The 13,509-nt window shown below is 40.3% G+C and carries 16 protein-coding genes, 1 riboswitch and 1 other annotated feature; all 16 genes read right to left on the bottom strand.

Features of this window, described 5'->3' with window-relative positions; translation table 11 throughout:
* The 16 genes from RsY01_RS05600 to trmFO all read right to left on the bottom strand — a co-directional run bounded on the left by RsY01_RS05600 (nucleotide 1) and on the right by trmFO (nucleotide 13,464).
* Nucleotides 1-765 (bottom strand): WxL domain-containing protein, encoded by a 765-nt coding sequence (locus RsY01_RS05600; protein WP_094784566.1) that lies wholly within the window; start codon nucleotides 763-765, stop codon nucleotides 1-3.
* Between the two features lie 312 nt (nucleotides 766-1,077).
* Nucleotides 1,078-2,541: a helix-turn-helix domain-containing protein gene (locus RsY01_RS05595; RefSeq protein WP_094784565.1), complete on the bottom strand. Its 1,464-nt coding sequence runs from the start codon at nucleotides 2,539-2,541 to the stop codon at nucleotides 1,078-1,080.
* Nucleotides 2,542-2,791: 250 nt separating this feature from the next.
* Nucleotides 2,792-3,157, bottom strand: a complete 366-nt coding sequence (rplL, locus tag RsY01_RS05590) for a 50S ribosomal protein L7/L12 (protein ID WP_031365550.1) — start codon at nucleotides 3,155-3,157, stop codon at nucleotides 2,792-2,794.
* Between the two features lie 103 nt (nucleotides 3,158-3,260).
* Nucleotides 3,261-3,761, bottom strand: a complete 501-nt coding sequence (gene rplJ, locus RsY01_RS05585; RefSeq protein WP_003140120.1) for a 50S ribosomal protein L10 — start codon at nucleotides 3,759-3,761, stop codon at nucleotides 3,261-3,263.
* A gap of 26 nt (nucleotides 3,762-3,787) precedes the next feature.
* Nucleotides 3,788-3,922: a sequence feature (ribosomal protein L10 leader region), on the bottom strand.
* A gap of 57 nt (nucleotides 3,923-3,979) precedes the next feature.
* Nucleotides 3,980-4,573: an ECF transporter S component gene (locus tag RsY01_RS05580; protein WP_094784564.1), complete on the bottom strand. Its 594-nt coding sequence runs from the start codon at nucleotides 4,571-4,573 to the stop codon at nucleotides 3,980-3,982.
* A gap of 64 nt (nucleotides 4,574-4,637) precedes the next feature.
* A riboswitch (FMN riboswitch) is annotated at nucleotides 4,638-4,766 on the bottom strand.
* A gap of 102 nt (nucleotides 4,767-4,868) precedes the next feature.
* Entirely contained in the window at nucleotides 4,869-5,585 is a 717-nt protein-coding gene (locus RsY01_RS05575; protein ID WP_094784563.1) for a pseudouridine synthase, read from the bottom strand.
* On the bottom strand, nucleotides 5,575-6,147 hold the full coding sequence (gene scpB / locus RsY01_RS05570; protein ID WP_094784562.1) for an SMC-Scp complex subunit ScpB: 573 nt from the start codon (nucleotides 6,145-6,147) through the stop codon (nucleotides 5,575-5,577). Before scpB ends, RsY01_RS05575 begins: the two co-directional genes overlap by 11 nt.
* The gene (locus RsY01_RS05565; RefSeq protein ID WP_094784561.1) at nucleotides 6,140-6,889 is read right to left on the bottom strand and encodes a segregation/condensation protein A; all 750 of its coding nucleotides are present in this window, start codon (nucleotides 6,887-6,889) and stop codon (nucleotides 6,140-6,142) included. Before RsY01_RS05565 ends, scpB begins: the two co-directional genes overlap by 8 nt.
* A 15-nt stretch (nucleotides 6,890-6,904) precedes the next feature.
* Nucleotides 6,905-7,627, bottom strand: coding sequence for a site-specific tyrosine recombinase XerD (gene xerD, locus RsY01_RS05560; protein ID WP_157905784.1), 723 nt, complete (start codon nucleotides 7,625-7,627; stop codon nucleotides 6,905-6,907).
* Complete coding sequence (gene cbpB, locus RsY01_RS05555) at nucleotides 7,608-8,075, bottom strand: cyclic-di-AMP-binding protein CbpB (RefSeq protein WP_094784559.1); 468 nt, start codon at nucleotides 8,073-8,075, stop codon at nucleotides 7,608-7,610. The genes xerD and cbpB overlap by 20 nt, the downstream gene beginning before the upstream one ends.
* On the bottom strand, nucleotides 8,072-8,590 hold the full coding sequence (locus tag RsY01_RS05550; RefSeq protein ID WP_094784558.1) for a metallophosphoesterase: 519 nt from the start codon (nucleotides 8,588-8,590) through the stop codon (nucleotides 8,072-8,074). The genes cbpB and RsY01_RS05550 overlap by 4 nt, the downstream gene beginning before the upstream one ends.
* Before the next feature lie 7 nt (nucleotides 8,591-8,597).
* Nucleotides 8,598-9,524 carry a nucleoside-triphosphate diphosphatase gene (locus RsY01_RS05545; protein ID WP_094784557.1) on the bottom strand — a complete coding sequence of 309 codons (927 nt, stop codon included), beginning with the start codon at nucleotides 9,522-9,524 and terminating at the stop codon, nucleotides 8,598-8,600.
* A complete protein-coding gene (gene racE, locus RsY01_RS05540) occupies nucleotides 9,521-10,315 on the bottom strand; it encodes a glutamate racemase (RefSeq protein WP_094784556.1) in 795 nt (264 codons plus the stop codon). The genes RsY01_RS05545 and racE overlap by 4 nt, the downstream gene beginning before the upstream one ends.
* Before the next feature lie 162 nt (nucleotides 10,316-10,477).
* Entirely contained in the window at nucleotides 10,478-10,714 is a 237-nt protein-coding gene (locus RsY01_RS05535) for a YneF family protein (RefSeq protein ID WP_003140136.1), read from the bottom strand.
* Between the two features lie 64 nt (nucleotides 10,715-10,778).
* Nucleotides 10,779-12,029, bottom strand: coding sequence for a diaminopimelate decarboxylase (locus RsY01_RS05530; RefSeq protein WP_094784555.1), 1,251 nt, complete (start codon nucleotides 12,027-12,029; stop codon nucleotides 10,779-10,781).
* An 88-nt stretch (nucleotides 12,030-12,117) separates the two neighbouring features.
* A complete protein-coding gene (gene trmFO, locus RsY01_RS05525) occupies nucleotides 12,118-13,464 on the bottom strand; it encodes a methylenetetrahydrofolate--tRNA-(uracil(54)-C(5))-methyltransferase (FADH(2)-oxidizing) TrmFO (protein WP_094784554.1) in 1,347 nt (448 codons plus the stop codon).
* Between the last annotated feature and the right edge of the window lie 45 nt (nucleotides 13,465-13,509).

Below are 13,509 nucleotides of genomic sequence, written 5' to 3'. Positions count from 1 at the left end.
TTATTTTTCCGATTTTGCAGTTAATGTCCAAATGATTGTTGTGCCATATTCTCTGGTTTGTCCGACACCACTTGGCACACCGATTTTCACATCCTGCGTGCGCCAAACCAGTGTATTGACCCCCTTACCGCGTAAAGCACCACCACCAGTCGTTTCTGCAATGGTTGCTGAAACATTGGGCAACAACTCTGTTTCATGAGTCAAAAAGTTTAAACTATCTACTTTTTGAGGCTCAGCATTTAAACTATTTCTCACCTCTGGCTTTGGCAAATGAATAATCGCCCCTCTTAATTTATGCACTGCCTCATCTTTTGATGTGAAATGATCGCTCAATTGAGCTGTTAAAGTCCAGCCAGTCTGTCCGCTTTCTCGATTATCTGTGAGTTGCACATGATAAAGCTCCTGTTCATAGAACTTCTTTTGTCCAATGCCAGAATAGAACTGGTGATCATTTGTGATTTGACCATGTTCAAAACCAAAATGGGTCGGAATATGATCCAGTGACAGCGGTCCCTGACTACCAGTACCAACCAAGACAGGATGATCATCAGTTGCTTGATTGATGAGTTTTTCATCAGTTGTAAACTCAACCTTGTGATCACCATCTGTAAAAGGTAAGGATGGATTTTGGGGCATAACTGGTTGGGCTATGTCACGATTTTCCGCAAAACTCATGACAGCGTCTGATTCTTCAGCCTGCACATCTACACTCCCTAAACTAGCAGTTAACAAGGACAGCAATAAAAGACCAACTTTTTGATTCACAGCACACCTCCTTTCTGTGATTTAACTTTGTTCATTTTTTAGTAAATAATGTACGCTAAGTGCCTCCAAAAAATTTTTTTGAAGGCACCTTTTCATTACGTCATATTCTCTCGAAACAAAGTAGAGGGGAAAATATTTATTTGTCCCAATCAAATATGAGAGGTTAATAGCGAGGGGGCTACTAACATCTCTTATTTTATCTTTTTTTAATGATGAAGTAAGGTACATCTTTTCCAGATAAAACAAAAATAATACCCTTGAACACAAGGATATTATTTGTTTATGAAAACGATTGTCTTAGAGCCTTATGTTTTAAAGCGATTCACGCCACCTAATGATTAGATTCTCTATATTTTTCCAATCTCGTTTATTAAATGGTGTGTCCACAAAACAAATAAAAGGATTGACATTTTCTCGGTTTTCTAATGCTAATTCGCTAATGACAATATCAGCTTCTTTAAGCGAATTGACAAAATCAACCTGAATCGTTAAATTTCTATTTTTCAAATTTGCCATGGCGATTGATTGTGTGATGGGCGAATAGCACAGTAAAAAAACTTTACAAGGAATCTCTTTTGAAAAAGAAATGGCATTAAAAATACGTTGCAAAAAGAAAGGCATATTGGGATGTTCTAAAAACAACTCTTGATAAACAGGATAGTCTTGCAATGCTGCAGTAATGCGATGCCAGAGCAACATATAGCGACTATTTCTATCCATAAACCGCTTCTGCTCAGTAAACAAGTGTTGAAAAGAAAAGGAGACATGAAACATTTGATGCCAGACCATACATTGTCGATGCGCATAACTCATAAACCGTTTATCTGATTTTGTAAACGTCATCCCAGATACTTGCTTCACTGTCTGGTAAAATATTTCAAAGGTTTTACAAGTTTGGCTTTGATACTCTAACTGTTCTAAGATATCAGACGGCTGAAAAATCAAAGTCGAAAACAAAAAGTAAAAAAATTCAACTTCTATTTTTTTCTGTTGCGCAGTAAGTGCGATATCGGCAAATAAAGGCGCTACTTTTTCGCTAAATACCGCAAGTGATAAGCCAGGATAATCACAATAGTCTGGGAATACCATATCGTCAGGCAATAAGTGGCCCTTTTCAATTCTATCTAAAGCAATGCGATAAAAAATCTTTAACTTTAAATAAGAAGATGGGAGAATATAAGGGAAAGCCTTCATCATATTATCTAAAAATAGCGTCAGCTTAGGATTTTCTGACTCAAAAAAAACATGACATTTGCTTTGAAACTTGGAAAGAATCATACAAAAAAACATGAATCTAACCTGCTTTTCCTCTCCACAGATTAGATCCGTTACCTTCTTTTTCATACAAAGGCCAAGTGAAAAGTGTTTCAGATACTGTTTACAACTTACTAATTTTTTCTTACCAGTTTCGTAGCTGATAAATTTAACATCTGTCACAGACATCAAGCAAGAAAAACGTTCATGATACACTTCTTGAAAAAAATATAGAAAAAAACTATCTGAAATATAAGCATTTTTTAACATCTGAAAAGAAACGGAGTGAGCAAATTCTAAATATAATGTATCACTTGTTTTGACAAGTGAATATTGGCCTTCTCCAAGAACTTGGGCCAAGATGTCTCTCAATTTTTCAATGGCATAATTGATGGTTGTTTTAGACAAGCTTATTTCTTGAGAGATTTCTTCAAAGCTCATCACACCATGATCTTTGTTTAATAAAGCACTGCATAATTTAAAAACTTGTTGTTCTTTTTCAGTTAAAATAAAATGCTCCATTTGCCATCTCCTCCTCTAGACAATTTATTTATCAGGTCAATATCTTTTCAACAAGATACTATTATACTATTTTCAATTAATATTTCAACTCGAATTTTAATAAAACATTAGATATATAACTTTCTGAAACATTTAAAACTCAGCATCTTCACATTATTTTAGAATGCCATAGTCCTCTAAAATAACTTAAAAAATATCAACCAAACAAAAAAGATACTCCGAAGAGTATCCCTTTTTTATAATCAAAAGATTATTTAAGACCGGCAGAACCACCAGCAGCACCGATAGCTTCAACGATTGCTTCAGCTTCAGCTTTTGGAAGACCTTCTTTGATAACAACTGGCGCGCTGTCAACAAGATCTTTAGCTTCTTTAAGTCCAAGACCAGTCGCTTCACGAACTGCTTTGATTGTCGCAACTTTTTTGTCGCCTGCTGAAGTCAACTCAACGTCGAATTCAGTTTTTTCTTCTGCTGCAGCTGCACCAGGACCTGCTACTGCTACTGGAGCTGCTGCAGATACGTCAAATTTTTCTTCGATTGCTTTTACAAGCTCAGAAAGTTCAAGAATAGTTGCTGTTTCAAGTTCAGCAACGATGTTTTCAATGTTCAATGCCATTGTTGGAATCTCCTTAGAATTTTTAATTTAATGTGCAAGGATAAGATGCGACTTGCGCGCATTTAAGTCAGCAAGGCAAAATTTTCGAAGTAGTTCGAAAAAATTAAGCTGCTTCTTCTGCTTTGTCGGCAACAGCTTTGACAGCGTATGCGACATTGCGAACTGGTGCTTGAAGTACTGAAAGGAGCATAGAAAGCAATCCTTCGCGGCTTGGAAGTGATGCGATAGCAGCGATTTCTTCTTTTGAAGAAACTTTGCCTTCGATAACACCAGCCTTAACTTCGAGTGCGTCAGCTGTTTTAGCGAAATCTGATAAGATTTTCGCTGGTGCAATTGCGTCTTCGTTTGAAAAGGCGATGGCAGATGGTCCTACGAATTGATCCGTAAGATCAGCATAGCCAGCTTTTTCAGCAGCACGACGCAAGATTGAGTTTTTGATGACTTTGAACTCAACACCTGCTTCACGTAATTGTTTACGCAATTCAGTGTCTTGTCCAACTGTAAGTCCACGTGAATCTGCAACGACGATACCAGATGCGTCTGCAAATTTTTGGGCAACAACGTCAACTAACTCAGCTTTTTTAGCGATTGTAGCTTCACTCATTGTTTGTTTTTCCTCCTCTATTATTTGATGACGTAAAAAAACTCCACGTCAACCATAGACATAGAGAGTACAAAAATTCATTATCAACTAATAAATAAATGTCCTCGGCTGGATTTACGACGTCTGTCACCAACTGTCTTCGGTCATGTTGTTTCCACAACTATTTTATTATAGCAGAGTTTTTTTACTTTGACAAGTAGTTTTATTTAATTTTTATTTTAATGACTGACTTTTGTCTTTTTAGCAACATTTTCCAAAATAGACTTAATAGCAACAAAGACAATCGCAAAGCTGACTGAGAAGATTGCACCTTCTAACAAGTTAAAAGGCACAACCATCGCTAACAAGTATTTACTAGCCCCAAAGATTTGATTGATGTCAAAATGGGCAAACTTGGTATATAAAGGAATGGCGTAAACAAAATTTGCCACTACCATTGTCGCTGTCATCGCAAGTGTTGCTAAAACACTCCCCAAGACATAAGCTCTTGTCCCGCTATCTTTCTTAAAGAAGATAGCAAAAATCAAGAGAAATGAACCGACAGCTACGATATTCAGTGGTAGACCAATCCAAGTATTGACACCTTCATTATTTAACAATAATTTGAGCGCAGAGCGCAAAATTAAGATTAAAAAGGCAGCAGGCAAATCAAAGAGATAAAGCCCAACTAAGATGGGAATGATTGAAAATTCAACTTTGAGAAAGTCCGCCGCCGGAATCAACGGAAATTGCGGAAAAATCATCAAGATGAAAGAAATAGCGGCAAGCATGGCAATAAACACCAGTTTGCGTGTGCGAGTTGTGTTTGTCATTTGGGGCACCTCCTAAATTTTATTTAGAAGACTTGAAAAAGCCATATTTGATTATGGTCGATTTTCTTGTCTCCTCTTTATCCTGACTTTAACAGTTGGTATCGGAATTTCACCGATTCGGGCTTGAGTTCTATACTCAAGCTTCATGGACTTTACCACCAGTGGGGAAACGACCCCCGCCCTGAAGACCTCTTAACTATATCAAAAGACTTGCAGTTTAGCAAGCCTTTTGATTAAATTTTTATGATATAGTCGTTCAAAAGTTTCATTTACATAATTTAAAATCTGTAAACTATCATCCACGAGCAGCATTGACCAGCTGACTCACTTCTTTTTTAGACAGGCGCCGGAATTCCCCTGGCTGTAAACCTGTTAAATCAAGCGTGCCGTACTGCACACGTGATAGTTTTTGGACTGGTAGACCAACTGCTTCAAACATTTTCTTAACTTGATGATTGCGACCTTCATGAATGGTCAACTGAACGACTGATTTTTTAGTCGAAATATCTTGTTTGATAATCTGATAGACCGCAGGCTTTGTTTTACGCCCATCAATTTTAACCCCTTGGGTCAATGGTCGCAGATTTTCTTTATTGGCTTGTCCTTCTACTTTTGCAATGTAGACTTTTTCAATTTCATGACGGGGATGGGTCATCAAATTAGCAAATTCACCATCATTTGTCATCAGAATCAGCCCACTTGTATCCCAGTCAAGACGACCGACTGGATAAATCCGCTCAGGAATATGACGGAAAAAGTCCATCACCGTCTTGCGATCTTTCTCATCAGAGACAGACGAAATCACACCACGCGGTTTATTCAAGATATAATAGACAGGTTCTTCTTTGTAGATTTGTGTTTGTTTGACCTCGACTGTATCGCCAGATTTAACTTGATAAGCTAGGTCTGTCATGACCTCGCCATTGACCGTTACATCGCCTGCTTTGATCAAGTCTTCTGCTTTGCGGCGACTGGCAACGCCTGCATGTGCCAAATATTTATTAATTCTCATCTGTAATGATTTCCTTTTCATTGAAAATATCGACATCATCAATATTCATTAGTAATTCTTCATTTATTTCGGGCAATTCTTCTAGCGTGTTGATGCCGATATAATCCAAGAAATGGTTAGTTGTTGCGTAAAGGTTGGGGTTACCAATGACTTCTTTCTTACCAATGACTTCAATCAAATCAAAGGCTTGGAGCGTCGCCATTGTTCCTGATGAATTGACACCTCGAATGGCATCGACTTCTATCCGAGTTAGCGGCTGTTTATAGGCAATAATTGCTAAGACTTCTAACGCTGCCTTGGACAGCGATTGATTCATTGGTGTTTTGGCATAATGCTGAAGTAAGTCGTTAAGTTCAACTTTTGTGGCTAAACGATACTTCCCAGCCGTTTCGATAATTGTCAATGCAGAGTCAGATTCTGCTTGGTATTTTTGAGATAGCTTTTCGATTTGTTGGGTAACGGCACTTGGCGTGATCGTTAAGAGACCGGATAAGTCTCTGAGACTAAGTCCCTCTTCACCTGTTACAAAGAGCAAGGCTTCAAGTTCTGCTGTCTTATTCATGTGGTAGCGCCTCGCTTTCAGTTTTGGTTAGGATAATATCGCCAAATGTGTCATCTTGTTGGAATTGCAACGCATGATTTTTAATCAACTCTAGCATGGCTAAAAAGACAGTTACCACTTCATCTAAAGAATGAGAGGGCTCGAACAATTGCGTAAAACTAACTATTTTTTCATGCTTAAAAAGGGTTAAAATCGCTTTTATTTTGTCTTCCACTGAAAATTCATCTGAATTAATCGTATGATGGTGATCCCGAAATTCTGATTGTTTGCGTTGAATGACGGCAGAAAAGGCAAAATATAAGTCTAGGACGTTTTTATCATTGGCTAATGCAACTTCCTCTGCCGCAATTTCCGTTTTGCTTTTAGAGTAAAAATGGCCACGGTCAGCGTGTTTACCAGCTAATGCCAAACTTAGTGCCTTATATTTTCGATACTCATCGATTTGTGCCAAAATCTCTTGCTCCAAATCAATTGTTTCTTCTTCAAAGGCTTCTGAAACAGTGGGTAAAAGGCGACGCGACTTGATTAAGACCAATTGACTGGCAATGACCAGATATTCTGATGCTAAGTCCAATGCCTTTTCTTTCATGGCGTCAAGATAGGTTAGATATTGTGTAATGACTTCAACTAAAGGGACTTCGTAAATATCGACCTTATATTGATTGACCAAATGCAATAATAAATCTAGTGGTCCTTCAAAATCATGGATTTTAATATTGATTTCTTTTTTTACATAATTCATTTTATGTAAACTCTCTTATCTATAGTATTTATCAAGGGAGTGAATGGACTTCAATCCTAGATTTTTGGCTAAATCATAGATAGAGACCCTTTCTGCCACGCGTTGTAGAATATATTGCTCTCGAAGTTGAGCCGAGCTTAAAGCACTCGTTTTTTTGAGTTCATAATGGAGAAATTGTCGAGATTTTGAAAATAACTCATCTGCGTTTTTGATCGGGCGTGCCAATCTCGCAAATTTATCTCGAATGGGCAAAATACGTTTAAGCCCACCTGTAGCAACGGTTAAAATTTTGAAATCCCAGTTGAACTCTGACCATTTTAAACCTTGTATTTCTGATGGTTTGAGCCCAAACTCCAAAATCAGTAAGGCAATCAAATCCCCTGGCTTTTGCACTTGCCGATAGTACTGGCTCACATCCAATAGCTGAGCTCGCTCTTTCTTAGCGTTCTGTTGGTCCTGATGTTGATAGGGTACAACGTGCAGTTCGTAGAAATGAGCCAGCTCACCATTTTGATAAAGATATTTCAAAAAAGTATTGATATTCGTGATTTTCCGATGCTGAGAAGAGGTCGCAAGGGTCTGCAGCTCCAGCTGATACAGATTTAACTGGGTTTGGCTCAGCTCTTTGCCATCTAAAAAAGTCACAAAAGCCCGTAAATCATAAAAATAAGCGAGTTTTGTATTTTCAGATGCCTTTTTTCGACTGTCGATGAAGATTTTAATCGTTTTTTCGTTCAATAATCTCGTAATCCTTCGTAAATGTATGGGCAAAGGCATTGACAGCCTTGAGGACTTCTTGACGTGGAATGATACCGTAGAATTCTTTGCCTTTTAGAACAGGTAAGAACGGCTCGCCAACCAATAAGTGTAAGATTTCTTCTAAATCATAATCTTTTTGAACCGTACAAATTTTTGTGTTGACGATTTCAGAAATCGGGGTTCGATCTGATTTTTCATAGAAAAAATCGTGTTGCATCTCAAAGTTGATAATGTCCGTCCAGCCTAAAATGCCGACAAATTCACGGTTTTCATTAACGACAGGAACTTTAGAATACTTGTACTGGCTCAGCAATATCTTAGCATGTGAAATATTATGCTCATTCAATAAAACGGCAACTTCGCTTGCTGGTTTTAAAAAGGTGTTACTTTGCTTCATGAAAAAACGTTCAATATTTTTATCAATCATTTGCTTGACCTCGGCAATTCAAACTGTAAATTCGGGATAGGCTGATGATCGATATCTAGGTAACTGATGCGATAACACTTCCGAGTTGGCTCAATTTTAGCATACATTTTGATATTATAGCCACCGCGCGGCTGTGAGACACTACCTGGATTTAAGCATAAAACGCCAGCTTCAATCGTTGCAATCGGCGTGTGGAGATGGCCAAACAAAGCCATCTCACAATTATTTTCACGTGCAGCAGTCGTCAAACGGGACAGACCAAAATTAACGCCAAACAGATGCCCATGCGTTACGAAAATCCTTTCATGGTCTGCCTGTAAGACAGTTGTTTCAGGGAAACCATCATCAAAATCACAATTGCCTTTGACAACTGTGATGCCATCCCAGATGGCATCTGTCGCATCTAATTCTGAGTCGCCACAATGGATAATGGCACTCGCTGTATTTTGATACCTAGCTTTTATTTCTTGAACAATCTTAGATTCACCATGGGAATCACTCATCACAATTATCATAAAAACCTCATTGCTTTAGCCATTCAGGCCATTGCTTCATCAAATTTTGTAAGGCACGAGCTCGGTGTGACACTTGATTTTTCTGCGCTAATGTCATCTGTGCAGCCGTTCTACCTGTTTCTTCATCGACAAATAAGGGGTCATACCCAAAGCCGTCATCTCCTCTTGAAATCGTCGCAATCGTTCCCGGCCACTCGCCTTCAACAACAAGAGATGCTTTTTCAGGTGCTGCGACGACCAAGGTCGTGTGAAATTTAGCTTTGCGTTTTTCAGGCGAAATCGCCGTACTTGCCAGTTCATGCAAGAGTTTAGCATTATTGGCAGCATCTGTCGCCTGTTCGCCAGCAAATCTGGCAGACCAAACACCCGGCAAGCCACCTAAGACATCAACCATCAAGCCGCTATCATCCGCCAAGACCATTTCCCCTGTTAATTCTGAAATCGTCTCCGCTTTTAATCTCGCATTTTCTTCAAAAGTCATACCTGTTTCAGCGACTTCTGGTAAGTCAGGAAAATCATTGAGATTTTTAATAGCATAGCCTAGTTGGCTGAACATTGCCTTAAATTCTCTTGTTTTACCTTCGTTTCGTGTGGCAATGAGTAGCGTTTTTGGAGCTTGACGCTCAAGATTAACCGTCTCAGAATGGAGGATTTGACCTGCTAACTCAACTGTCAATACCTGACCTAAACGATACTGATAATGCTGCCCCGTCACCTCACGCAAAACTTGAAAAAATAAATCCATCACATCAGCAGGTGTTTCATCTACTGCGACGATTTTCAAGCCCTGTCCTGCCGGAAAATAGTTGAAAAATACTGAGTAAACCGGGATTTCTAGCGGCTCACCAAAAATATTTTCAATGACGAGCGCCCTTTGTTCCTCTAAGACGTAAGCAAAAATATCCGTTGTCTGGTGCTTATAGAGTTTTTTCATAATTTTAATGTCCTTGATTTGATAGGGATTTGTAGCCAATTTTCAGCAATTTCATCAAAGGCTAGACTACTGGCTGTTGTATAAAATTGATGGGTTTTGGTCGCAATAGTTCGCTCCCGATTAATCTCGAAATAATTCAGCAAGACCGAAATATCTCGCACACACTCAGCCCCACTATCAATGAGTTTGACCCCATTTCCCATGACATTTTGGATGATGGGTCGCAGCAAGGGATAATGTGTACAGCCTAGTATGAGCGTATCCACACGCCCAACCAGCGGTTTCAGCGTTTCATAGACAATTTTCTTAGCCACGCTTGACGTCGTTTCATTGGACTCGACAATTGGCACAAACTTGGGACACGCTAAGGAAGTCACGGTCAAATTTGGCGATAGGAGTTGTACTTTTTTACGATAAATATCAGAAGCAACGGTCATAGCTGTGCCAATCACACCGATGTGCCCCGTTGTCGTTGCTTTAATCGCCGCACTTGCACCCGGTAAAATAACACCTAAGACTGGAATGTCAAGCTGATTTTTAACTTCTTCCCAGGCCACAGCTGTCGCTGTATTACACGCAAAAACAATCATCTTCACATCTTTTGATAAGAGAAAATTAACCAGCTCCCAAGTAAATTGTCGAATTTGTGTCGCTGGTCTGGGGCCATAAGGCGCGCGTCTTGAATCTCCAATATAGATGACTTCTTCGTCGGGTAATTGGCGCATTAACTCTTTGACAACCGTCAGACCGCCGACACCTGAGTCTAAAAAACCTATCGGGCGATTATCCATCTTACTTACCTCATAAAAACAAAAGCCGAGACAATCTCAGCTTTTTCGGGAAACTCTAAAAATATGTGTCAGTTTTGAGGTCAGATGCAAGAACGACAAAGCCTGCTAGTCTATCTCTTGCAACGAAACCCAAAATCTGAGTTTTTAGAGAGCCCTTAAACCTTATTTTTTCTTATCAGCTTGCTTCGCAGCTGCGCGAATTTGGCGTAAAACTTGTTGCACTTGTGTTTCGCTTGGTTTGCGACCCATCGAACTCATCATCGTCCGAACAGCATCTTCATTCAATGGTGGGTTTTCCATCAACATCTGTTTCACTTGGCGACGACTCAAGAACAAGCCCAAAGCAAAGCCGCCCAAAGCGGTAACAATCATTAATAAAATAGCAAGTAAAATTGGCATTTTTATCTCTCTTCTTTTTTGTTATTCGGTTTATTATATCAAATTTTACATAATCTGTCTATTTTTACTCGAAATCAAAGCCATATAAAGTTGCAAAATAGTCTTCTGCTGTCTCAGCTCTCCGAATTTGGCGCGTTGTCCCATCTTCTTGCAGCAAAATTTCTGCGGAACGGAGCTTGGCGTTATACTGATAGCCCATCGAAAAGCCGTGCGCGCCGGTATCATGAATAACTAGTGTGTCACCGACATGTACTTCAGGCAACAGCCTTTGTTTGGCAAATTTATCGTTATTTTCGCAGAGCGAGCCGACGACATCGTAAGTGTGGGTTTCTGGTGCTGTTTCCTTTCCAGCGACGCTGATATGGTGGTAGGAATCGTACATGGCGGGTCTCATGAGGTTGACGGCGCTGGCGTCGACACCCAGATAATCACGATAGGTCTGTTTTTTGTGGATGACCTTGGTGATGAGGTGACCGTGAGGGGCGAGCATGAAGCGCCCGAGTTCTGTGAAAATTTTGACATTGCCGAGACCATTAGGCGTCAGCACTGCTTCATAGGCCTGACGAACACCATCACCGATTTTAGCAATGTCGTTTTCAATGTCGTCGGGCTTGTAGTTGACACCGATACCACCAGATAAATTGATGAAATCGAGGTCAACATCCGTCGCTTGGACGACTTCAACTGCCAGTTCAAACAATTCCTTGGCCAAAACAGGATAATAATCATTTGTCAGGGTATTGGAGGCTAAAAAGGAATGAATCCCAAATTTTTTCACGCCGAGTGCTTTCAGGTCTTTGAAGGCTTGAATCAGCTGATATTTCGTCATGCCAAATTTTGAAGCTTCTGGATGATCCATGATGTCTGTCCCTAGAGCAAAGACGCCTCCGGGATTGTAGCGGCAAGAAATTATCTCTGGAATCGTCGTCACGTTTTTCAGAAATTCGACGTGTTCATAGGCATCTAAATTGATTGTCGCTTCTAGTTTCCTAGCGTATTGGAATTCTTGGGCTGGCGTATCGTTAGAGGAAAACATGATGTCTTGCTTTTCAAAACCTAGTTTGTGAGACATTAATAACTCGATTTCTGAGGCACAATCAACCCCGCAATTTTCTTCTTGAAGCATTTTTAGAATGGCAGGTGTTGGTGTCGCTTTGACCGCAAAATATTCCTTAAACCCGGGATTCCAGCTAAAAGCTTGATTGACAGCGCGCGCTTTTGCTCGGATACTTTTTTCATCATATAAATGAAAAGGTGTTGGATATGCTGCAGTGATTTGATCAAGTTGTGCCGATGTCACAAAGGGTGTTTTCATGGTTGCTCCTCTTATCTTCTCTATATCACACATCTGGTGCTAGTCAAACATCAAATAACTTATTTTACATAATTATAATACTGTAAAATCAAATATCTAGGTAATCCGACAAGTCTCTCAAGGCACGTTCAGCGATCGCAGTATAGCGTTCTTTCTTATCGCGAATGCGTTCGCCTTCAAGTTCCTTAATAATCCCAAAATTGACATTCATCGGTTGAAAATTTTTACTGTTAGCGTGGGTCACATAATACGGCAATGCACCAATGGCTGTCGTTTCAGGAAAAACAACAGGTGCTTGACCTTGGAACAATTTAGCAGCGTTAATCCCAGCCACCAAACCTGAGGCAGCCGACTCAACATAGCCTTCTACACCCGTCATCTGACCCGCAAAGAAGAGATTGTCTTGCTTCTTAGATTGAAAGGTTTGGGTCAGAAGATTAGGCGAGTCCATGTAAGAATTGCGATGCATCACCCCATATCTGACAAACTCAGCATTTTCAAGACCTGGAATCATACGAAAAATCCGTTTTTGCTCGCCCCATTTGAGATGCGTTTGGAAACCAACGATATTATAGAGACTTGCAGCTGCATCATCTTGCCGGAGTTGCACCACTGCATAAGGCACAGCTGTTTCGTAGGTTGACCCATCTCGCTTGGTCACCGTATAGGTCTCATTCGGATTTTCAAGTCCCACCGGTTTCATCGGGCCAAACAACATGGTCTTAAAACCACGCGCCGCCATGACCTCAATCGGCATACAGCCTTCGAAATATTTTTCTTTCTCGAAAGACTTGATTTCAGCGACTTCTGCATCGACCAGCGCCTCTTGGAAGGCTTGAAACTCTTCTTTGGTCATCGGCGCATTGAGATAAGCCGCCTCGCCCTTGTCATAGCGGGATTTCAGGTAGACCTTACTCATGTCAATGCTACTGATGTCGACAATCGGTGCTGCGGCATCATAAAAATAAAAACCATCCCCATCATTTAAAGCGTGAATTTTCGCCGCTAAATCGTCAGATGTCAAGGGACCTGAGGCAATGACTGTGATCGCATCATCTGGGATTTCTGTCACTTCTGCTCGGATAACCTCAATCAAGGGGTGATTGCTCACCTTTGAGGTCACAAGTTCAGCAAAACCCTCGCGGTCAACTGCTAGGGCGCCACCAGCAGGCACGCGCGTCTCGTCAGCTGAGCTAATGATTAAACTATCAAGCTGGCGCATCTCTTCTTTCAATAGCCCCACCGCATTAGTAATTGAATCGCCACGTAGAGAGTTTGAACACACAAGCTCAGCGAAGTTACTGGTTTTGTGTTGTGGTGTCGGCTTAACCCCACGCATTTCGTAGAGTTTAACAGGAATCCCGCGTTTGGCAATTTGATAAGCGGCTTCTGAGCCTGCGAGACCAGCACCGATAACATTAATATGGTTTGACATCTTTAATTTCCTTTCAGCGACTTCAACTCATGAAATCTTGAAACT

Source organism: Pseudolactococcus reticulitermitis, assembly GCF_002260845.1.
Classification (GTDB): domain Bacteria; phylum Bacillota; class Bacilli; order Lactobacillales; family Streptococcaceae; genus Pseudolactococcus; species Pseudolactococcus reticulitermitis.
Note: the sequence above shows the minus strand (reverse complement) of the source record. Positions and strands in the feature narration are given on the sequence as shown.

Excerpts from the sequence above, each read along its gene's own strand:
- RsY01_RS05565 (WP_094784561.1), bottom strand. The coding sequence starts at position 6,889 with ATGAATTATGTAAAAAAAGAAATCAATATTAAAATCCATGATTTTGAA.
- RsY01_RS05530 (WP_094784555.1), bottom strand. The coding sequence starts at position 12,029 with ATGAAAACACCCTTTGTGACATCGGCACAACTTGATCAAATCACTGCA.
- RsY01_RS05535 (WP_003140136.1), bottom strand. The coding sequence starts at position 10,714 with ATGCCAATTTTACTTGCTATTTTATTAATGATTGTTACCGCTTTGGGC.
- RsY01_RS05545 (WP_094784557.1), bottom strand. The coding sequence starts at position 9,524 with ATGAAAAAACTCTATAAGCACCAGACAACGGATATTTTTGCTTACGTC.
- RsY01_RS05575 (WP_094784563.1), bottom strand. The coding sequence starts at position 5,585 with ATGAGAATTAATAAATATTTGGCACATGCAGGCGTTGCCAGTCGCCGC.
- RsY01_RS05595 (WP_094784565.1), bottom strand. The coding sequence starts at position 2,541 with ATGGAGCATTTTATTTTAACTGAAAAAGAACAACAAGTTTTTAAATTA.
- trmFO (WP_094784554.1), bottom strand. The coding sequence starts at position 13,464 with ATGTCAAACCATATTAATGTTATCGGTGCTGGTCTCGCAGGCTCAGAA.
- rplL (WP_031365550.1), bottom strand. The coding sequence starts at position 3,157 with ATGGCATTGAACATTGAAAACATCGTTGCTGAACTTGAAACAGCAACT.
- rplJ (WP_003140120.1), bottom strand. The coding sequence starts at position 3,761 with ATGAGTGAAGCTACAATCGCTAAAAAAGCTGAGTTAGTTGACGTTGTT.
- racE (WP_094784556.1), bottom strand. The coding sequence starts at position 10,315 with ATGGATAATCGCCCGATAGGTTTTTTAGACTCAGGTGTCGGCGGTCTG.
- cbpB (WP_094784559.1), bottom strand. The coding sequence starts at position 8,075 with ATGATTGATAAAAATATTGAACGTTTTTTCATGAAGCAAAGTAACACC.
- scpB (WP_094784562.1), bottom strand. The coding sequence starts at position 6,147 with ATGAATAAGACAGCAGAACTTGAAGCCTTGCTCTTTGTAACAGGTGAA.
- RsY01_RS05550 (WP_094784558.1), bottom strand. The coding sequence starts at position 8,590 with ATGATAATTGTGATGAGTGATTCCCATGGTGAATCTAAGATTGTTCAA.
- RsY01_RS05580 (WP_094784564.1), bottom strand. The coding sequence starts at position 4,573 with ATGACAAACACAACTCGCACACGCAAACTGGTGTTTATTGCCATGCTT.